The sequence below is a fragment of the Aminobacter sp. NyZ550 genome (assembly GCF_025628925.2).
Classification (GTDB): Bacteria; Pseudomonadota; Alphaproteobacteria; order Rhizobiales; family Rhizobiaceae; genus Aminobacter; species Aminobacter ciceronei.
Genome location: NZ_CP114190.1, coordinates 1039493 through 1059479, shown reverse-complemented (window position 1 = coordinate 1059479; position 19987 = coordinate 1039493). Strand labels below are relative to the sequence as shown.

Annotated in this window: 21 protein-coding genes; 12 read left to right on the top strand and 9 right to left on the bottom strand. The window is 64.6% G+C overall.

What is annotated here, in order from left to right; translation table 11 throughout:
* Positions 1–75 precede the first annotated feature (75 nt).
* Both N7E70_RS05235 and N7E70_RS05230 read left to right on the top strand, forming a co-directional pair.
* On the top strand, positions 76–885 hold the full coding sequence (locus N7E70_RS05235) for a glutathione S-transferase family protein (RefSeq protein WP_263005715.1): 810 nt from the start codon (positions 76–78) through the stop codon (positions 883–885).
* Positions 886–896: 11 nt separating this feature from the next.
* Positions 897–1496, top strand: coding sequence for a malonic semialdehyde reductase (locus tag N7E70_RS05230; RefSeq protein WP_263005714.1), 600 nt, complete (start codon positions 897–899; stop codon positions 1494–1496).
* A gap of 102 nt (positions 1497–1598) precedes the next feature.
* Here the strand turns inward: N7E70_RS05230 and N7E70_RS05225 are convergent, their stop codons facing one another.
* The 3 genes from N7E70_RS05225 to N7E70_RS05215 are packed head-to-tail and all read right to left on the bottom strand — an operon-like array spanning position 1599 to position 3876.
* Positions 1599–2003, bottom strand: a complete 405-nt coding sequence (locus N7E70_RS05225; protein ID WP_263005713.1) for a RidA family protein — start codon at positions 2001–2003, stop codon at positions 1599–1601.
* Complete coding sequence (locus tag N7E70_RS05220; RefSeq protein ID WP_263005712.1) at positions 2000–2914, bottom strand: dihydrodipicolinate synthase family protein; 915 nt, start codon at positions 2912–2914, stop codon at positions 2000–2002. Before N7E70_RS05220 ends, N7E70_RS05225 begins: the two co-directional genes overlap by 4 nt.
* A 5-nt stretch (positions 2915–2919) precedes the next feature.
* Positions 2920–3876 (bottom strand): alpha/beta hydrolase, encoded by a 957-nt coding sequence (locus N7E70_RS05215; protein WP_263005711.1) that lies wholly within the window; start codon positions 3874–3876, stop codon positions 2920–2922.
* 196 nt (positions 3877–4072) lie between these two features.
* Here N7E70_RS05215 and N7E70_RS05210 point away from each other — a divergent pair, with 196 nt between their 5' ends.
* The 10 genes from N7E70_RS05210 to N7E70_RS05165 all read left to right on the top strand — a co-directional run bounded on the left by N7E70_RS05210 (position 4073) and on the right by N7E70_RS05165 (position 13870).
* Entirely contained in the window at positions 4073–4477 is a 405-nt protein-coding gene (locus N7E70_RS05210; protein WP_067956254.1) for a VOC family protein, read from the top strand.
* Positions 4478–4577: 100 nt separating this feature from the next.
* Positions 4578–5513 (top strand): 2-hydroxyacid dehydrogenase, encoded by a 936-nt coding sequence (locus N7E70_RS05205; protein WP_263005710.1) that lies wholly within the window; start codon positions 4578–4580, stop codon positions 5511–5513.
* 81 nt (positions 5514–5594) lie between these two features.
* On the top strand, positions 5595–6245 hold the full coding sequence (locus N7E70_RS05200; RefSeq protein ID WP_067965975.1) for a GntR family transcriptional regulator: 651 nt from the start codon (positions 5595–5597) through the stop codon (positions 6243–6245).
* A 303-nt stretch (positions 6246–6548) separates the two neighbouring features.
* Positions 6549–7493, top strand: a complete 945-nt coding sequence (locus N7E70_RS05195) for a sugar ABC transporter substrate-binding protein (RefSeq protein WP_263005709.1) — start codon at positions 6549–6551, stop codon at positions 7491–7493.
* 98 nt (positions 7494–7591) lie between these two features.
* A complete protein-coding gene (locus N7E70_RS05190) occupies positions 7592–8395 on the top strand; it encodes a sulfite exporter TauE/SafE family protein (RefSeq protein ID WP_263005708.1) in 804 nt (267 codons plus the stop codon).
* A gap of 181 nt (positions 8396–8576) precedes the next feature.
* The gene (locus N7E70_RS05185; RefSeq protein WP_067956247.1) at positions 8577–9704 is read left to right on the top strand and encodes an ROK family transcriptional regulator; all 1128 of its coding nucleotides are present in this window, start codon (positions 8577–8579) and stop codon (positions 9702–9704) included.
* A gap of 110 nt (positions 9705–9814) precedes the next feature.
* On the top strand, positions 9815–10510 hold the full coding sequence (locus N7E70_RS05180) for an ABC transporter permease (RefSeq protein ID WP_442866513.1): 696 nt from the start codon (positions 9815–9817) through the stop codon (positions 10508–10510).
* Positions 10507–11304 carry an ABC transporter ATP-binding protein gene (locus N7E70_RS05175; protein ID WP_067956241.1) on the top strand — a complete coding sequence of 266 codons (798 nt, stop codon included), beginning with the start codon at positions 10507–10509 and terminating at the stop codon, positions 11302–11304. The genes N7E70_RS05180 and N7E70_RS05175 overlap by 4 nt, the downstream gene beginning before the upstream one ends.
* A 31-nt stretch (positions 11305–11335) precedes the next feature.
* Positions 11336–12310, top strand: coding sequence for an aliphatic sulfonate ABC transporter substrate-binding protein (locus N7E70_RS05170; RefSeq protein ID WP_371746551.1), 975 nt, complete (start codon positions 11336–11338; stop codon positions 12308–12310).
* Positions 12311–12379: 69 nt separating this feature from the next.
* On the top strand, positions 12380–13870 hold the full coding sequence (locus N7E70_RS05165; RefSeq protein ID WP_154387013.1) for a sulfatase family protein: 1491 nt from the start codon (positions 12380–12382) through the stop codon (positions 13868–13870).
* Between the two features lie 227 nt (positions 13871–14097).
* Here N7E70_RS05165 and N7E70_RS05160 read toward each other — a convergent pair whose 3' ends face one another.
* The 6 genes from N7E70_RS05160 to N7E70_RS05135 all read right to left on the bottom strand — a co-directional run bounded on the left by N7E70_RS05160 (position 14098) and on the right by N7E70_RS05135 (position 19987).
* Complete coding sequence (locus tag N7E70_RS05160; RefSeq protein WP_067956239.1) at positions 14098–14451, bottom strand: DUF779 domain-containing protein; 354 nt, start codon at positions 14449–14451, stop codon at positions 14098–14100.
* Between the two features lie 153 nt (positions 14452–14604).
* Positions 14605–16122, bottom strand: coding sequence for an aldehyde dehydrogenase (gene adh, locus N7E70_RS05155; protein WP_192313308.1), 1518 nt, complete (start codon positions 16120–16122; stop codon positions 14605–14607).
* 172 nt (positions 16123–16294) lie between these two features.
* On the bottom strand, positions 16295–16699 hold the full coding sequence (locus N7E70_RS05150; protein WP_067965970.1) for a GFA family protein: 405 nt from the start codon (positions 16697–16699) through the stop codon (positions 16295–16297).
* Between the two features lie 88 nt (positions 16700–16787).
* Positions 16788–17753, bottom strand: a complete 966-nt coding sequence (locus tag N7E70_RS05145) for a helix-turn-helix domain-containing protein (protein ID WP_154387015.1) — start codon at positions 17751–17753, stop codon at positions 16788–16790.
* A 137-nt stretch (positions 17754–17890) separates the two neighbouring features.
* The gene (locus N7E70_RS05140) at positions 17891–19693 is read right to left on the bottom strand and encodes an NAD(P)/FAD-dependent oxidoreductase (RefSeq protein ID WP_263005705.1); all 1803 of its coding nucleotides are present in this window, start codon (positions 19691–19693) and stop codon (positions 17891–17893) included.
* A 30-nt stretch (positions 19694–19723) separates the two neighbouring features.
* Entirely contained in the window at positions 19724–19987 is a 264-nt protein-coding gene (locus tag N7E70_RS05135) for a hypothetical protein (RefSeq protein WP_263005704.1), read from the bottom strand.

Sequence of the window (19987 nt, the reverse complement as noted above, 5' to 3'; positions counted from 1 at the left end):
TCGTTGTTGCATACATTTCATCATCTGTGTATGCATGTCAAGCATGAGGTGCGCACGGAGAGCGAGTTTCTAACGATGTCTGAAATCGAATTGTTCCATGAATGGGGTTCGGTTCAGTCCTTCAAGGTCCGCATGTGCCTGGCCGAGCTCGACCTTCCCTGGACCTCGCGCCGCATCGACCTGTCGCGTTTCGACAATCTCACCCCGGCCTATCTCACAGTGCACCCCAAAGGGCTGGTGCCGGCGCTACGCTGGAACGGCGAGGTCTTCGTCGAATCCTCCGACATCAACGAGCTGCTCGTCGACATTGCCGGCGGCAGGCTGCTGCCATCTTCGATAGAAGAACGCGCACGCGCGCGAAGCTGGGCTCGCTTCGAAGACGAGGTGGTGCACCCGGCCATCCGCCCGCCGACCTTCAATCTCATCCTCAAGGCGCGTGTGGCGAAAATCGCCCCTGCCGCATTCGCCGAAATGATCTCGCGACATCCGCTGCCGGCACGACGCGACGCCTATCTGGCCGCGGCGCACGCGCCCTTCGATCACGCGGCCGTCGTCACCTCGATCAGGACGTTCCGCGACGTGATGGCCATGATGGAGCGAGCATTGGCTGAAAGACACTGGCTGGCAGCAGACAGCTTTTCGCTCGCCGACGTGGCCATGGCCGCCTTCGTCGACAGGCTCGACCGACTGGCCATGCCCGCCTTGCTCGCCGCCTTTCCCAGAACGTCCGACTGGGCGACGCGAATCCGCGCCCTCAAGTCATACGCCGAGGCCCAGGGCCCGGACAACGCTCGCCCCGATCCACTCGTCAACACAGCTGCCGTGGCCACGCTGATCGCCGAGGCGCACGGGCAAGCTCCAACACTGGAAATGGAACGCTTCTGATGGATCACGCCATGAAGATCGACACACTGGACGACGGCAAGACCCTGCTCGACCGCCTGTTCTTCGACGCCCGCAGCCAGAATGGTTGGCTCGACCGGCCGGTCGATCTCGCGCTGCTCGAACGAATCCACGACATCGCCAGGATGGGGCCGACGAGCATGAACTGCTCGCCCCTGCGCATCGTCTACCTGACATCGGATGCGGCACGCGAAAGGCTGAAGCCGGCACTTGCCGCGGGCAACGTCTCCAAGATCATGACCTGCCCGGTCGTCGCCATCTTCGCCACCGACTATGGCTTCGCGGACAAGATGCCGTATCTGTTCCCGCACACCGACGGCAAAGGCCATTTCGAGCGCAATCCGCATCTCATCGATGACACCGCCTTCCGCAACGCCACGCTGCAGGCGGCCTATTACATGCTGGCGGCACGCGCGCTCGGCCTCGACTGCGGTCCGATCTCCGGCTTCAACCGTGCCGTTACCGACGAGATCTTCTTTGCCGGCTCAGCCATCCGTTCAAACTTCATCTGCGGCATCGGCCATGGCGATCCGGCCAAGCTGTTTCCTCGCCACCCGCGCCTGCCCTTCGACGAAGCCTGCACAGTGCTTTGATCTGCGCCTGAAAGGAAAAAGCCCCCGACGCAAGCGCCGGGGGCAGGCTTTGGGTAGGGTAATCAGCTGTTTGAAAAGTCCTGAAACAGGTCTGCCTGAAAATCAGTCCGGCCGGCGCGCCACGACCTTGAGCTCGACCACCATATCCGGGTGCGGCAACTGGCTGACGCCGACGGTGGTGCGGGCCGGGCCGTCAGGCCCGAACCACTTGTTGTATTCGCCGTTCATGGCTGGATAGTAGGCCATGTCGGTGAGGAAGATCGTGACGTCGACGAGATCCGCAAGCGTGCCGTCGGCCGAGCCCAGCGTCTCGGTGATGTTGGCGATGATCACCCGGAACTGGGCGGCGACGTCGTAGCTCACTGCCTCCGCCTGCCTGGTGACGCCGGCGATGGTGCCGTCCTTCTGCCGGGCGCTGACGCCCGACAGGAACAGCAGGCCGCCCGCTTCGCGCAGGAACGGATAGTTGGCGAGCGGCTTCGGCCTGTCGGCTGCTGCAGTGCTCACGCTGCCTTCTCCAGTGCCCAAGGTGAGAAACCGACCTGGGCGACGGCGGCGAAGAACTTTTGCTCGGCCTGCGTGTCGAGTTCAACCAGCGGCGCGCGCACGGTGCGCCAGTCGACGGAGCCGAGCTCGCGCGCGATCAGCGATTTCATCGCCTGGATCATCGGGAAATGCTGGAACAGCGTGCGCACGGTGGCAGCCCGGGCGAAGGCGTCGGCGACGCCGAGCTTCGGCGTGTTCATCACCGCTTCGACCATGCCCTTGGCGTTGACGTTGGCGGTGGCCGAGATGCAGCCGACCGACCCCTTGGCGATCGTCTCGCCAAGCAGGATCTCGGAAGCCGGGAACACCTTGAAGCCGTCGCCGAGCTCGAGATAACGCGCCAGGTTTTCGCGGTCGCCCGAGCTGTCCTTGATGCCTACGACATTGGGATAGCGGCGGCGCAGGCCCTCGATCAGCTCGACGGTAACAGGAACGCCGGTGAATTGCGGGATGTGGTAGAGCACCACCTGCAGCTTGTCCGAACCGACGGCCTCGATCAGGCGGCCATAGTGGCGGATCAGCCCGTCGGTCGATGCCGGCTTGAAGAAGAACGGCGGCAGCACCAGCACTGCAGGCGCACCCGCATCGACTGCCGCGCGCGTCAACTCGACGGTCTCGTCAAGCGAATTGTTGCCCGTGCCCGGCATCAGCGCCGAGGCAGGGATGCCAGCAGCAACGACATCATCGAGCAGGCGACGCTTTTCCGAAATCGACAGCGAAGCTGCCTCGCTGTTGGTGCCGAAGATCGCAAGGCCGGCACCCTGCTCGACGATCCAGCGGCAATGACTGAGGAAATGCTGCGAATTGACTGTTAAGTCCGGATTGAACGGCGTCAGAACCGGGGCGTAGACGGAGAGAAGCTCCTGGGTCATGGGTCTCACTTTCGCTTTTGACAGGACAATCCGCAGGGAAAGAGACCGCATTCGTCGATGGCGAAGCGCATGATCTCGTGTCCCAGTTCCTCTTCGTGCGTATCGAAATGCGCGACGATGGATGTGTGGTTATGGCGGCTCAGCTGGACGAAGCGCGGCGCCTTGCCGGTGCGCATCGCATGCCGCTGGACGAACTCGGCGCCATAGGCGTCGATGTAACGGTTCTCGAACTCGGCAACGGCGACCATCACCGGCAGCGCACTGGTTCCCGCATGAATGACCGGCGACAGCGCGTCGTAGGCCGCCTCGTCGTCGCCGAAATACTGGCGGACGTTGTTGGCATTGGGATTGGTGGGCAGGCTGTCGGCCCTGAGCCGCGCGCTGATCAGCACCGCCCCTCTGATGTCGGGGCTCGGAAGCCGCCCGACATTGGGGTCGTGGAGATAACCGGCGACATGGCAGCCACCGGCGGAATGGCCGACGAGCAGGATCGCGCGCGGATTGCCGCCGAAACGCTCGATGTTTGCGGCGATCCAGTCGATCGCCGCCGCCACGTCGCGCGCGCCTTCGGGGTACTGCGCGCCGGGCGCCAGCCGGTACTCGACATTGACGCCGACGAGGCCCTGGCGGCTGAACCAGCGCAGCACATTGTCGTAGATCAGGCCGTCCGCGCTTTTCGAGCCGCGCGTAAACGCGCCGCCATGGACGAAGACGACGACCGGCCGGCCGCGCCCGGACGCGCAACGGCTGCTGCTTTCGAAAACGTCGAGGCGATGGGCGGGATCGGCGCCATAGGCCAGGTCGCGGTGGACGACGATGCCGTCATTGGCGGCCTTTTCCTGGTGATGGTCGCGATAGACGTCGAGCACCACCTTGCGGCTCGCGCCGAGATCGTCGTTCCAGACCCTGCCTATGGCATCCAGTCGCGCCCGCTCATCAGGCGAAAGTCCCGCAAATCGCATTTCCGCTGTCCCTGCTCCTCGCAGAGGGGCCCTCAAGCAGGTGTACCCACTCCCCTCTTTTGTGCTGGATAGCAGTCAATTTCACACTTGACAACATATTTGCATACACAGATTACTATTTGCATACACAGATATAAAGAGTCTGTGTTGCGGGGCGGCTGCCGCCTCGCCGTCAAACCCTGTGAAAGGAAAACCAATGGCCAAGTTGCGCCATCTCGCGATCGCCGTGTCCGACCCGGAAGCGGCCGCCCAGTTCTTCGAGAAGGCCTTCGGCATGACCCGCGCCGGCCAGGCGATGCGCGGCGTCTACATGTCCGACGGCGTCATGAACGTCGCCCTTTTGAACTTCGGCGAAGAGCCGGTTCCGGGCTTCGAGACCGAGAAGGACTACAACGGCATCATCCACTTCGGCATGTGGGTGGATTCGGTCGAGGAGACCGACGAACTGGTGAAGGCTGCCGGCGGTTCGTACATGAACGGCCGCAAGGAATCGAACCCGAACGTCTTCTACGAAGTGAAGTACAAGACCCCCGAAGGCATCGTTTTCGACGTCACCGAGAACGGCTGGAAGGGCGCGGTCAAGAACGTCAACGCCGCCTGACCTGGCCCGAACCAATGCCGGAGCAACTAGCACCCCCGGCATCGGGCCATGTCACTGCCGCCGGCTTGGGCGGCGGCAAGAACGGAATGGAGCAATCGAGATGGCCAAGTCCAAGATCGCGGTGACGATCCCCGTATCCGACACCTGCCTGTCGCGACTGTCCCAATCCTACGACGTGATCACGCTGCCCGCAGGACTGGGCAGCGGATCACCGGAGATCGATTTCAGCGGCGTCTGGGCGGTGCTCACCAACGGCAGCACCGGCATGTCCGACGGCGAAATGGGCAGGCTGCCGGACCTAAAGCTGGTTTCCGCCTATGGCGCGGGCTACGAGAATGTCGACGTCGAGGCCGCAAGGCGCCGCGGCATCCACGTCACCCACGCGCCGAACACCAACACGGAGACTGTCGCTGACCATGCGCTCGCGCTGATGCTGGCGATCTCGCGCGACATCTGCCGGCGCGACCGCCGTCTGCGAGAGGGTGCCTGGGGCGCGATCCGCTCGGCCCGGCCTACGCTGTCGGGCGCAACCCTCGGCATCATCGGCCTCGGCAACATCGGCCAAGGCGTGGCAAAGCGCGGCGAAGCCTTCGGCATGCGCGTCGCCTACACCACCCGCAATCCAGTAACCGACGTCGACTGGCAGCACGTTGCCGATCCGATCGCGCTGGCGTCGATGAGCGACTTCCTCGTCGTCGCCTGCCCCGGCGGGCCGTCAACGCGACATCTCGTCGACCGCCGCATGCTTGCGGCACTCGGGCCGGGCGGGTTCCTGGTCAATGTCTCGCGCGGCATGGTTGTCGACACTGCGGCACTGGTCGAAGCCCTCCGTGAAAGCCGAATTGCCGGCGCCGGCCTCGACGTCTTCGAAGGCGAGCCTGAGCTGCCCGCCGGCCTCGCCGACCTCGACAATGCCGTGCTGACACCGCACATGGCCGGACGCTCACCGGCGGCGGAAAACGCACAGATCGACGTCTTTCTCCACAACCTCGCCGCGCATCGCAACGGTGGTATACTCAAAGCCCAGCTTGCATAAATCTCGGGCTGTCACTAAATCGATTTGGGATTTGCCTCGCGGCAGATCGCCATTTGCCGTGAAAACCGGAAAGCCGAACGCATGACCACCATCGCCTCGCAGATCTACCAGGCCCTCGCCGAGGAAATCGCCAAGGGCGTGATGGTTCCTGGCCAGAAGCTCGAAGAAAAGGTCATCGCCGAGAAGTTCGGCGTCTCCAGAACGCCGGTGCGTGACGCCCTGCGCGAACTCGGCGCCCGCGGCCTGATCGAGATGAATCCGCGCCGCGGCGGCGTCGTCGCCCGCATCGACACCGAACAGATGGCCGACATGCTGGAGGCCGAATGCGAGATCGAGGCCCTGTGCGCCCGCCTCGCCGCGCAGCGCATGAGCGCGCTCGAGCGCGAGCAGCTTTATGAACTGCACCGCCAATACGCGGCCTGCGCCGCCGAAAAGGACATCGAGGGCTGCCGCGACATCAACCGCAAGTTCCATGATGCCATCTGCCGTGGCGCCCACAGCGTCACCATCACCGCGATGGCGGTCGACCTGCGCGTGCGCCTCGCCCCTTTCCGCCAGCACCAGGCCGGCCCCGCCGACATCCGGCTGCAGCAGTCGCTCGACGAGCACCAGAAGGTCGTCGACGCGATCCGCGCCAATGACGGTCCGGCTGCCTTCGCCGCCCTTTACCAGCACAACGCCCGCCTCAGCGCCGGCGTCATGAGCCGCTTCGCCGCCGAAGCGGCCAAGTAGCCCAAGGCATCATCCCGACACCGAAGTTGACCTTGCCTGGCCACCGGCCGGGCCACTTGCGCTCGCCTTGGGTTGACCGAGCAACACCCTGCATTCCCGCCAACTCACGCCTTGCCTGCCGGCGCAGCCGCACGCTTTTGCGCAAGCAGGTATACAAGAATGCGGATGTGCATATCAAATCATTTGCATTCTCAAACTCATCTGTGCATACATTATAATCGCATTGCATACTACAAGGTACCTGTAGCCGCCGGCACATCGAGCAACGGCGATATTCAAGACCCGAATTCTGGAGGAGAAATCATGGGCAAGAATGCACGGTATTTGACTTTGGCACTGACGATGGCGGCAACAGGCATGCTGTCGGCACCGGCCATAGCCGCCGAAAAGACGATCGGCGTCACGGTTCCCTATTTCGGCTCGCCGTTCTGGAAAGCCGGGCTCTACGGCGTCGAGACCGCCGGCAAGGAAAAGGGCTACACGGTGCTGAAGGGCGACGCCAAGGACAAGGCCGAAGTCCAGATCGAGCAGATCCGCAGCTACATCGACAAGAAGGTCGATGCCATCATCATCGGCGCTGCCGACGCTGCCGCCGTCGGCCCGGCGGTCGAGGAAGCCATCGACAAGGGCATCCCTGTTATCGCACTGTCGGTGCCGCCAAAGTCCGACCGCCTGACCTCGTTCGTCGGCGCCGACAACATCGGCATGGGCCGCCTGCAGGGCATCTGCCTCGGCCGCGCCATCGGCGGCAAGGGTGAGGTCGGCCTGTTCGCCGGTCCGGACGAGATCTGGGCCAAGCTGCGCGTCACCGGCTTCAAGAACACCATGGAAGCCGACTTCCCCGACATCAAGATCGTCGCCGAAAAGGCCGGCGGCACCAAGGATGCGGGTGTCGCCGCGGTCGAATGGGCCAAGGCCCATCCCGAGATGCACGGCATTTTCACCGCCGCCGACACCATGGCCGTCGAGTCGATCAACCAGCTCGGCGCCTCCGTCGAGAAGATCAAGGTCTCGACCTCCAACCTCAACGATGATGCACGCACTGCCCTCGAAAATGGCAAGCTGACCTGCGCCTCGCTGCAGCCGGCGGTGGCCATGGGCCGCGACGCCGCCCGCGAGGCGATCGCCGCGATCGAAGGCGGCAAGGTGCTCGGCCGCATCGAAGCGCCGGCCCTGCTCGTCACCAAGGAGAAGGTCGCCGGCTACGACTTCTCCAAGATCATCGCCCCGGCCGACTACCAGCCGTAAGCGCAACGTCCGGCGGCACTTCAGCCTGACACATCAGCAAAGGGGAATCCGGCCGGCCCGGGTTCCCCTCGTCTTTACCAGCCCAGAGAAATCAAGCGATGTTGACACTTGCAATTGCCCTCGTCCTCTCCGGCGCCGTGGCCGGCCTTCTGGCCGGACTGTTCGGCATCGGCGGCGGCGCCATCCTCGTCCCCGTCCTGGTGCAGGCGCTTGCCATGCTCGACGTCGATGAAAGCATCCGCATGCATCTGGCGGTGGCGACCTCGCTCGGCATCGTCGTGCCGACCTCGATCCGCTCCTTCATGGCCCACCGCAAGCATGGCGCGGTCGACATGCCGCTGCTCAAAAGCTGGGCAATCGTATTGCCTATCGGCGCCATTCTCGCCTCGGCGGTCGCAGCCGTCATTTCCGGCGCCAGCCTGAAGTGGATCTTCACCGCGATCGCCACCATGGTCGGCGTCAAGATGCTGATCAACAAGCCGGGCTGGATCGTCGCCCGGGACCTGCCCGGCCAGCCGGTGCGTTCACTCTACGGCCTGTTGATCGGCTTCCTCTCGACGCTGATGGGCATCGGCGGCGGCATCATGAACAACACCTTCATGATGCTCTACAACCAGCCGATCAAGCGCGCGGTGGCGACCTCGTCTGGCGTCGGCGTGCTTATTTCCATCCCCGCCGTCATCGGTCTGATCGTCGCCGGCTGGCACAAGACCGACCTGCCCGAATTCTCGCTCGGCTACGTCAACATGCTTGCCGTGGCGCTGATCATGCCGATATCGCTCGTCACTGCCCCCCTTGGCGCGCGTATGGCTCATGCTGCCTCCAAGCGCGCGCTCGAAGTGTCCTTCGGCGTCTTCCTGCTCGCCGTCTCGGCCCAGTTCGCCTGGTCGCTGCTGGCATAGCGGGAGCACGGCACCGCTTCGGGCTCGCTATCGAACAGGGGAGCGCGCCGATCTCATTCGCCAGCCGGGACACTCTGGCCGTTCGTCGGTTCGGATGTCGATCCTTTGCTCCGCCAACCGAACCTGTTGACTCCTCCCATATTAATTTCTAAAGTTTAGAAAATAATATGGGAGGAACCGGATGGGTGTTCATCACGGCCATATCTTGCGCATCCTCAGGGATGAAGGACCGCAGTCGCGGGCCGACCTGTCGCGCCGGTCGAAGCTGTCGGCGACGACGCTGACCCATGTCACGGCTGCCCTGCTGCGTGATGGCTCGATCCTCGAAGGCGACACCAGCCTGCCCAACGGCGTGGTCGGCCGCCCCGCCCAGGCGGTGAAGCTGGCACCCGACGCCCGCAGCGTCGCCGGCGTCCATATCGGCGCCGGCAATGTGCAGGTGGCCATCACCGATCTCCTCGCCCGCCCCAAGGCCACCGCCGCCTTTGCCTTCGACACCGAGGCTGCCGATCCCGACGAGATCGTCGGTCAGGTGTCGAGGACTGTCACCGAGCTTGCCGCCGAAGTGCAGGTCGAGACCAGCAGACTGCTTGGCGTCGGCATCGGCGTGCCCGGCCCGGTCGATCCGGCGCGCCGCACGGCGCTCGCCTCGATCAATGTCGGCTGGCGCAACGTGCCGCTCGCCGACAAGCTCGAAGATGCGCTTCGACTGCCGACGACGGTCGAACACAATGTCAGCGCCATGGCTCTGGCCGAAAGCCACTACGGCATCGGCAAGAATGTGCCGGCCCTGCTCTACATCTACCTGCGCACCGGCCTTGGCGCCGGATTGATGGTCGATGGCGCGCCGTTCAGGCCGGGCGGCCATGGTGCGGTCGAACTCGGCCACATCCAGATCGTGGCCGAGGGCAAGCGCTGTGCCTGCGGCAATGTCGGCTGCCTCGAAACCTTCGTCTGCGAGCGCGCTTTGATGGACGCTGCCGGCCTCAAGGGCGCGGCGCCCGACAATCTGCTCGCCAGGGTCGAGCAGAACACCGCCGCCTGGGACGTCGTCGTTCGCCACCTCACCACCGCGCTCGCCAGCGCCGTCAACATATTGAGCCCCGACCTGATCGTCTTCGGCGGTCATCTCGGCGACGCGCCGCAATCACTGTTCGAGCGGCTGGAACGGGACCTGCCGCTCCGCATCATGCCGCATATGCGCGACATATTGAGCATCCGCCGCGCCACGTTCGGAGCGCAGTCCGGCGCCATCGGCGGCGCGGCCGTTGCACTCGACCAGTTCTTCTATTCGGGAGCACTCCATTGAGCGCCGCCTCGTCGACCGTCGCGGCCTCCACTGGCACGCTTCTTTCGCGCGTCGGACCACACCTCCCCGGCCTCGCTCTCAACGCCCTCGCCTTCCTCGTCGGCCTCGCCATCTGGTGGGCGATCACGGCAGCCAAGCTGGTTGTCCTGCCCGGGCCGCAGGAAGTGTTCGTCCGCGCCATCGAACTCGCCGCCAACGGCCAGCTCGCGCTCGACATCTTCTCCAGCCTTAAGCGCGTGCTCACAGGCTTCCTGCTCGGCGCAGCACTCGCCATCCCGGTCGGCTTCCTGATGGGCTGGTACAAGATCGCCCGCGCGCTGATCGAACCTTATGTCCAGTTCTTCCGCATGATCCCGCCGCTGGCGGTTATCCCGCTCGCCATCGTCACCATGGGCATCGACGAGGCCCCCAAGATCTTCGTCATCTTCCTTGCCTCGTTCCTGTCCTGCGTCGTCGCCACCTATCAGGGAGTCATCAGCGTCGACCGCACTTTGATCAACGCAGCCCGCGTGCTCGGTGCCAACGACAGGGTCATATTCCCGCGGGTCGTCATCCCGGCGTCGACCCCCTTCATCCTCGTCGGCGTCCGCATCGGCCTGGGATCGGCCTGGGCAACTGTCGTCGCGGCCGAGCTGATCGCGGCGCAGTCGGGCCTCGGCTTCCGGATGCAGCAGGCCCAGCTCTATTACGACCTGCCGACCATCTTCGTCAGCCTGATCACCATCGGCGTGCTCGGCCTGCTGATGGATCGCCTGCTTCAGGCGACCGAACGCCGCCTCACCAGTTGGCAGGAGCGCGCCCAATGAGCCAGCCCAAGCTTTCCTTCCAGCCCAAACTTTCCTTCCAAAATGTCAGCCGCCGCTTCGGCGAAGGCGACAAGTCGTTCCTGGCGCTTGACCGGCTCAACCTCGACATCGCCGACGGCGAGTTCGTCACCGTCGTCGGCCCGTCCGGCTGCGGCAAGTCGACGGCGATGAACATCGCCGCCGGCCTGATGGACGTCTCCGACGGCAAGGTTCTCGTCGACGGCAGGCCGGTCAGCGGCCCGGGGCCGGAACGGGGCGTCATCTTCCAGCAATACGCCCTGTTCCCGTGGCTGACGGTGCGCCAGAACGTCGAGTTCGGACTGCGCATCAAGGGCCTGCCGGCGTCGGAGCGGCGCCGCATCTCCGACCATTTCATCGGGCTGGTCGGGCTCCGCGATTTCGCCGACGCGCTGCCCAAGACTCTGTCGGGCGGCATGAAGCAGCGCTGCGCGATTGCCCGCGCCTATGCCGTCGACCCGACGATGCTTTTGATGGACGAGCCGTTCGGCGCGCTCGACGCGCTGACCCGGGTGCACATGCAGGACCAGTTGCTCGACACCTGGAGCCGCGAGCGCCGCACCGTCTTCTTCATCACCCATGACGTCGACGAGGCGGTCTATCTCGCCAACCGCGTCATCGTCATGGCCGCCCGGCCCGGGCGCCTGCACAAGATCATACCGGTCAACCTGCCGGCCGAGCGCAACGAGGATGTGCGCCTGTCCAAGGAATTCACCGAGATACGCAACCAGGTCTGGCACTCGGTCTACCACCAGAAGCCGCAGGTCGAGGCCTGACACCAAAGGGAGGACTACAATGAAGATCAACCTGACCAGGCGCGGCTTTCTCGCCGCAACCGGAAGCGCGCTGGCCGCACCCGCAGTGTTGTCGCTCGGCAGTCCGGCCCGCGCACAGGCCAAGCCGGTGCGCGTCGGCTACATCGCCGACTATTTCGGCACCAGCCTGACAGCCGTTGCCAGCGACCAGGGCCTGTGGGCCAAACATGGCCTCGAACCGGAACTCAAGGTGTTCACCAACGGTCCTATCCAGGTCCAGGCGCTCGGCGCCGGCAGCCTCGACTTCGGTTATGTCGGTCCCGGAGCCTTGTGGCTGCCTGCCTCTGGCAAAGCCAAGATCGTCGCCATGAACGCGCTTGGCCTGTCCGATCGCGTCATCGCCCAGGCCGGTTTCAACTCGATGGCCGACCTCAAGGGCAAGAAGGTCGGCGTGCCCGAGGGCACATCCGGCGACATGCTGCTGCGCCTCGCGCTCGCCAAGGCAGGCATGCAGCTCTCCGACGTCGAGGTGGTCAAGATGGACCCGAGCACCGTGGTCTCGGCCTTCGCCTCCAAGCAGATCGACGGTGCCGGCATCTGGTACCCGCTCGTCGGCGTCATCAAGAAGACCGTGCCCGACCTGGTCGAGGTCGCCCAGAGTGCCGATTTCTTTCCCGCCAATTCCTTCCCCTCGGCCTTCGTCGCCCGTAACGAGGTTGCAGCGGAAGATCAGGACACGGTCAGGAAGATGATCGCCGTGCTCAAGGACGCCAACGACTTCCGTGCCGCCGACGTTCCGCGCTCGGTCGATATCACCGCCAAATTCCTCGGCGTTCCGGCAGACCCGCTGGTAACCGAGAGCAAGAACGGCAAGTACCTGACCAGTGCGGAACTTGCCGCCGCCACCAAGGACGGCACCGTCGCCGGCTGGCTCAAGGGCCTCAACGAGCAGTTTGTCGCTTTCGGCAAGCTGAAGGACCCGCTCGATCCGAAGGACTACTATCTCGGCGATCTCTACGCCGGCTGATCGAGTCTGCTTGCCTCGCTGTTTTGGCGGCGGGGCCTTTCCTGACCTCTCCCATCCAAGCGTGACCCCATGAACGTTCTCTACATCGACATCGACAGTCTCCGCCGCGACCATCTCGGCTGCTACGGCTACCACCGCAACACCTCGCCTGCGATCGACGCTCTGGCGGCAGACGGCATCCGCTTCGAGAACGTCTATGTCTCCGACGTGCCCTGCCATCCGTCACGCACCGCTCTCTGGAGTGGCCGGCACGGGTTGCGGACGGGCGTCGTCGGTCATGGCGGCACCGCCTGCGAACCTTTTCGGGAGGGTGCTGAGCGCGCCTGGGCCGGCACCTTCTACGAGGAAGGCTGGATGAAGGCGCTGCGCGACCTCGGCTACCACACCGCCACGATCTCGTCCTTCGGCGAGCGCCATGGCTGCTGGCATTGGTATGCCGGCTTCAACGAGATGTTCAATCCCGGCCAGGGTGGCATGGAGAATGCCGACGACGTCGTCCCGGTGGCCGTCGACTGGCTGCGCCGCAACGGCAAGTCCAGGAAATGGTTCCTGCATGTCAATGTCTGGGATCCGCACACCCCCTACCGCGTACCTGAAAGCTTCGGCGACCCGTTCAGGGACGATCCGATCCCGTCATGGATGACGCGCGAGGTCCTTGCCGAGCAGATGAAAGGCTATGGCCCACACAGCCCGATGGAGCCGCGCGGCTATGACGCCGATCCCTCCGGCTACCCTCGCATGCCCGTCCCCATCGATGACCTCGCAAAGGCCAAGGCCTGGTTCGACGGCTACGACACTGGCGTCAGATATGCTGACGACCATGTCGGCATGCTGGTCGCCACGCTGAAGGACCTCGGCCTGTTCGACGACACCATCATCGTCATCGGTGCCGACCATGGCGAGAACATGGGTGAACTCAACGTCTGGGCCGACCACCAGACCGCGGACGAATACACCTGCAACGTGCCGCTGGTCATGCGCTGGCCCGGTGTCGCCGACATGCGCGGCGTCAACGAGGGCCTGCACTATCACTTCGACTGGGCAGCGACCCTGATCGACAAGCTCGGCGGCAAGGTGCCCGAGGTCTGGGACGGCAAGTCCTTCGCGCCTGCTCTGGCAGCGGGTGAACAGGGTGGCCGCGACTTTCTGGTGCTGTCGCAGGGCGCATGGGCGGTGCAGCGTGGCGTGCGTTTCCGCAGCGAGGATGCCGACTGGCTGATGCTGCGCACCTACCACGACGGCTACAAGGACCTCGAACCGATCGAGCTCTACAACCTGACCTACGACCCGCACGAGCAGCACGACCTCGCCGTCGAGCGGCCCGACATCGTCGCCCATGCGAGCAAGCTCCTGGAGGACTGGCGTTCGGCCACGCTTGCCCGCAGCGAGACCGACGTCGACCCGCTGGTAACCGTCCTGCGCGAGGGCGGTCCCTATCACTGCAAGGGCGAGTTGCCGGCCTATCTCGAACGCCTGAGGGCCACCGGCCGCGCCCATCACGCGGACAAGCTGGAAGAGCGCCATCCCGGCCCGAAGGCGCGGACGGCAACGACGCGCTAGCGCAATTCCAGGAAAAGTGTGCAGCGGTTTTCCGTCCGGAATTGCGCAAAAGCAGGAAGATAGAAAGGTTCCGCGGTTCGAAGAAAAGCGGAACCTCGCTAACGACGGCACGGACCCCGCCGGGCAAATCGTTCCGTTCCGCGACGGCTTGTCCGGCTGTCTTCTGCGGCGCACCAGGCACGGTCCAGCGATCATTCGAAGCGCTATGCGATGAGCAGGCGGAGCTATCAGGCCGGTCGGGCGCACACCGTCGAGCGCGTCAGGAAACGCTTCTCGCGGCCGTTGTCGAGCGAGAACATGCCGCCGCGCCCCGGCACGACGTCGATGATCAGGTCGGTGTGTTTCCAGGCCTCGTATTGGGAGGCGCTGATGTAGACAGGCGTTTCGCCGATGGTGCCCAGCCGCACGTCGTTGTCGCCGACGATGAAGTCGGAGCGCGGATAGCACATCGGCGACGAGCCGTCGCAACAGCCGCCGGACTGGTGGAACAGCACCGGCCCATGGTCGGCGATGATCTCGTCGAGCAGGGCGACTGCTTCGACCGTGGCGGAGACCTTGTCGAGGGGAGGATGCGAGGGCATGGGCGGAGTTCCGGGTTAGCTTTCCTCTCCCCGTTCACGGGGAGAGGATGCCGGCAGGCAGGTGAGGGGCAGCGCAGACATTGCTGGTTCGAGCCGCCCCTCATCCGCCCCTTTCGGGCACCTTCTCCCCGCAAGCGGGGAGAAGGAAGAGGCTCAGAAAAACCCGAGCTTCTTCGGGCTGTAGCTGACCAGCATGTTCTTGGTCTGCTGGTAGTGGTCGAGCATCATCTTGTGCGTCTCGCGGCCGATGCCCGACTGCTTGTAACCGCCGAAGGCCGCGTGCGCCGGATAGGCGTGGTAGCAGTTGGTCCAGACGCGGCCGGCCTGAATGGCGCGGCCGAAGCGGTAGAGCCGGTTGGCGTCACGGCTCCAGATTCCGGCGCCGAGGCCATAGAGCGTATCGTTGGCAATCGACAGCGCGTCATCATCGTCCTTGAAGGTGGTGACCGAGACAACCGGCCCGAAAATCTCCTCCTGGAAGATGCGCATCTTGTTGTGGCCCCTGAACACGGTCGGCTTGACGTAATAGCCGCCGGCAAGGTCGCCCGGCAGGTTGGCGCGTTCACCGCCGGCCAGCAGCTCGGCGCCTTCCTGGCGGCCGATGTCCATGTAGGACAGGATCTTCTCCAACTGCTCCGACGAAGCCTGGGCGCCGATCATCGTCGCCGGGTCGAGCGGGTCGCCCTGGACGATCGCCTCGACGCGCTTCAGCGCCCGCTCCATGAACCTGTCGTAGATCTTCTCATGCACCAGCGCGCGGCTCGGGCAGGTGCAGACCTCGCCCTGGTTGAGCGCGAACATGACGAAGCCTTCGATCGCCTTGTCGAAGAAGTCGTCGTCTTCCGCTGTCACGTCCTGGAAGAAGATGTTGGGCGACTTGCCGCCAAGTTCGAGCGTCACCGGGATCAGGTTCTGCGAGGCATATTGCATGATCAGCCGGCCGGTCGTCGTTTCCCCGGTGAAGGCGATCTTGGCGATGCGCGGGCTCGACGCCAGCGGTTTGCCGGCCTCGAGGCCGAAGCCGTTGACGATGTTCAGCACGCCCTCGGGCAACAGGTCGCCGATCAGGTCGGCCCACAGCATGATGGTGGCGGGCGTCTGCTCAGCCGGCTTCAGCACCACGCAGTTGCCGGCAGCGAGCGCCGGTGCCAGCTTCCAGCAGGCCATCAGCAGTGGGAAGTTCCACGGAATGATCTGGCCGACGACGCCGAGCGGCTCGTGGAAGTGATAGGCGACAGTGTCGTCGTCGATCTGCGACAGGCTGCCTTCCTGGCCGCGCAGCGCGCCGGCGAAGTAGCGGAAATGGTCGATGGCAAGCGGCACGTCGGCGGCGGTCGTCTCGCGGATCGGCTTGCCATTGTCCCAGGTCTCGGCCAGCGCCAGAAGGTCGAGGTTTTCCTCCATACGATCGGCGATGCGATTGAGGATCAGCGCGCGGGTCGCAGGTGCTGTCTTGCCCCAGGCGTCCTTGGCCTTGTGGGCGGCGTCGAGTGCCGCCTCGATGTCGGCCGCATCGGAGCGGGCAACCTCGCCGAGCGGCCGGCCTGTGACAGGCGAGATGTTTTCGAAATAGCGGCCGGCCTTCGGCGCTACCCAGGCACCGCCGATATAGTTGTCATAACGCTTGGCAAACGGCACCTTGGCGGTACGCGAGAATTCCACCTTGTTCATGCTCTTCCTCCCGAGAAGCAGCGCCGCGGCATGCGGCGCGTCGGGAGGCAGACTTGCCGGGACTTCGACAGTTGTCAGCCGGGCTGCAGGCGGGGCCCGTCGCGATGTGTCGCAGTTCTGCGACACATCTGCCAAACGCACTGGCAGCCGGCCGAAAAGCGGTGCCGGGACCTCAGATGTAGGAGGTGATCGCAGGCGGTTCCCACCACCTATTGTCGCGGCCATTGCCATAGTTGACGGGCGCCGCTGCAAGCTCGTTCGGATCGACGTCGTCGAGACATCCGATCTGGATGGCGACGAAGTCGCCGCCGATCGCCTCGACATGACCTTGGCTGAACGGCGCGCAGCCGCATGTCGAACAGAACAGATGATGCCCCTGCATGGTGCCGAAGCCGTAGTCGGTCATGGCGTCCTCGCCCGACAGCAGGCGAAACTGTGCCGGCTTGACCAGCGCGTTCCACGAGCGCCGCTTGGAGCAGATCGAACAGTTGCAGCGCGCAGTCCCTGCCGCGAGATCCATGTCAGCCTCGAAATGCACCTTGCCGCAATGACAGCTGCCCCGGTAAGTCTTGATCACGACGTCCTCCTCGATGAACTGGCCGCAACATACCACCCGGCTCCTGCCATCTTGATGTCAGGAGACTTGTCAGCATCCGTTGATTTCGTCAGGTGGCGCGGTGGAGATCGAGCCGGTTCATCTTGCGATGCAAGGTCGCGCGGCTGATGCCGAGCATACGCGCGGCAAGCGCGACATTGCCGCCGGCGCGGGCCAGCGCGCGCTGCAGCACGGCCCGCTCGGCCTCGCGCAATTCTCGCTCCGCCACCACGCTGCCGCCCAGCAGGTCGGCTGCCGGCATGGGTTTGGCAAAGCTTTCGGCGGTCAGCCCGAGCGCCAGCCTGGCGCTGCGCGTCGCGCCGATGACGAGATCGTCGGCATCGATGGCAAGCAGGGCGCCGGCGCTGCGTTCGGCCACCGGCGCCAGCATGATGCGGGCATCGGGGAAGGCGAGCCGGAAATTATCGGCTTCGATGCGCCGGGCGGCGTCCCCCACCGCCAGCGCGATGAGGTTGACAAAGCCCTCGGTCAGGTCGGCACGGCAGGACGAGACGTCGAGCGCCGCGGCCAGCTTGCCTTCGTGGTCGAAGATCGGCGTGGTCGTACAGGACAAAGCCGTGTTGCGCGTCAGAAAATGCTGGCCGCGATGGATTGTCAGCGGTCGCTGCTCGACAAGGCAGGTACCAATGCCATTGGTGCCCTCGCTCTCCTCGCTCCACACCGTGCCGGTCCACAGTCCCCAGTCATGGAAGGTCTCGTCATCGGCCAGCGCACCGCGGCGCTCGACCGGCACGCCGTCGCGATCCGCCAGGAGCACGCAGCAGCCGACCCCGCCGACGGCGAGGTAGAGCCTGTCGAGGCTGGCCTGGGCGACCGCGATGAGCGGCTCGATGCGCTGCCGGGCGAACACGAGCTCGGATTCGGTCAAGCGTTTGGGCGGGCTGCGATGGGTCGGATCGAGATGGTGATGCGACGATCGCTGCCAGGACGCGACCAGTGCCGAACGCGCGGCCTCGCTCGACTTCAGGGCAGCCTGCACCTTGTCGGCATGCTCGGTGACTGCGGTGCCTCTCATCCTCTCCTCCGGCGGCGTCTGCACCTCTTCCCGTACCGCATAGTCGTTGCCTGCTTCCGAAATCGGGTCAAGTAGCCCTTAGACGTATGCGGATGCCGGCCGGCGGAGCCAACGCCCGCCGGCCGCGTGGTTTGACATCAGGACTTGTGATGGACCTCCTGCAACCCGTAGACGTCGGTTGCGATCCCTTCCTTGCGCGCCTTGAGCTGCAGCGACAGATACTGCGAATAATGCCTGGACTGGTGCAGGTTGCCGCCATGGAACCACAGCGCGTCCTGCCGGGTCGGCTTCCACATGTTGCGCTGTTCGCCTTCCCACGGCCCGGGATCCTTGGTCGTGCTCGAGCCCAGCCCCCAGCACTTGCCGACCTTGTCGGCGACGTCCTGGCTGATCAGGTCGGCGGCCCAGCCGTTCATCGAGCCATAGCCGGTGGCATAGACGATGAGGTCGGCTTCCAGCTCGCGCCCGTCTTCGAGCACGATCGAGGTCTCCGTCAGCTTCTCGACGCCGACACCGCTGACCAGCTTGATCCGGCCATCTGCAACCAGCTCGCAGGCGCCGACGTCGATGTAGTAGCCGGAGCCGCGCCGGAGATACTTCATGAACAGGCCGGACTCGTCGTCGCCGAAGTCGAGCATGAAGCCGGCCTTCTCCAGCCGCTCGTAGAAGGCGGCGTCCTTCTCGCGGATCTTGTTGTAAATCGGCACCTGGAACTCGTGCATGATACGATAGGGCAACGAGGCGAAGATCAGGTCCGCCTTACGTGTCGTCATGCCGGCAGCGACCGCGCGCTCGGAATAGAGATCGCCGAGCCCGATCTCCATCAGCGAGTCCGACTTGACGATGTGGGTCGAGGACCGCTGCAGCATGGTGACGTCGGCGCCACCCTCCCAGAGGGCCGCGCAGATGTCGTGCGCCGAGTTGTTGGAGCCGACAACGACAACCTTCTTGCCCCGGTAGGCATCGGGCCCCGGATGCTGGGAGGAATGCTGCTGCTCGCCCTTGAAGACGTCCTGCCCCTTGAACTTGGGAACATTCGCCTTGCCCGACATCCCCGTCGCCAGCACCAGCTGCTTCGGCTTCAGCACGATCTCCCGTCCGTCGCGCTCGACCACGACCGTCCACTCGCGCGTGGCCTCGTCATAGCTGGCGGACTTGCAACTGGTCGAGCTCCAGTAGTTGAGCTCCATCACCTTGGTGTACATCTCCAGCCAGTCGCCGATCTTGTCCTTCGGCGCAAAGACCGGCCAGTTCTCGGGGAACGGAATGTAGGGCAGGTGATCGTACCAGACCGGATCGTGCAGGCAGAGCGACTTGTAGCGCTTGCGCCAGCTGTCGCCCGGCCGCTCGTTGCGTTCGACGATGATGGTGGGCACGCCGAGCTGCCGCAGTCGGGCGCCCAGCGCGATGCCGCCCTGGCCGCCGCCAATGATGACGACATAAGGCTGCTCGGAGAAGCCGAGTTCGGCGGTTTCCGCCTCGCGCTTTTCCTTCCACGTCCGGCGGCCGGCGTCGCTGCCATGTTCGGCACCCATCGGACGCAGCAGGCCCTTGGGCTCTTCGTGACCCTTCAGCTCGCTCATCGTCGTCAGCAGCGTCCAGATGAGACCGTTCTTGAGCCTGACATGGCCATAGCCGCGCGCCACTGCGGTCTCGAACTCGAACCAGCCATCGGTGATGCCGTCATTCTGGCTGGCAAGCTCCTTTTCGTCCTGGCGGAAGCGCCCCGGCTTGATCGATGCCAGCTGGCTCTTCAACATGTCGCGGATCTGGTCGTGGCCCTCCATGGTCTTGAGGTTCCAGGTAAACGTCACCAGGTCACGCCAGTAACAGTCTGCCTGGAACAGGTTCACCGCCGCTTCGATGTCGCCGCCGGCAAGCGCTTTTTCCAGCTTGGCGAGAATGGTGTCGATCTTGGTCTGCGGGCTGTCGTCGAGCATGTTGTTTTCCTCCGAATTGCCGATGATTGTTCAAATGGCGAGAGCGCGCGGTCTCGCGCTTTCCCGGGCGGTCCGGCCGGCGAGACGGATTCTCGTCTCCGGCTGTTCCGCAGCTTTCAGCAGGCCGTTGCGGCCCTGGCTGTTCGACATGGCTTCCTCCGATTCCAGTCGATCCATGGACAGCAAGCGCCGTGCCAAGTCGCCGGCGCCGGGAAAAGACTTGATTTCCCAGGGAAACGCAGGCGCGGCCTGTTGCACCGCGCCTGCCGCATGCCACAGCTGTTGCAGCGGCAA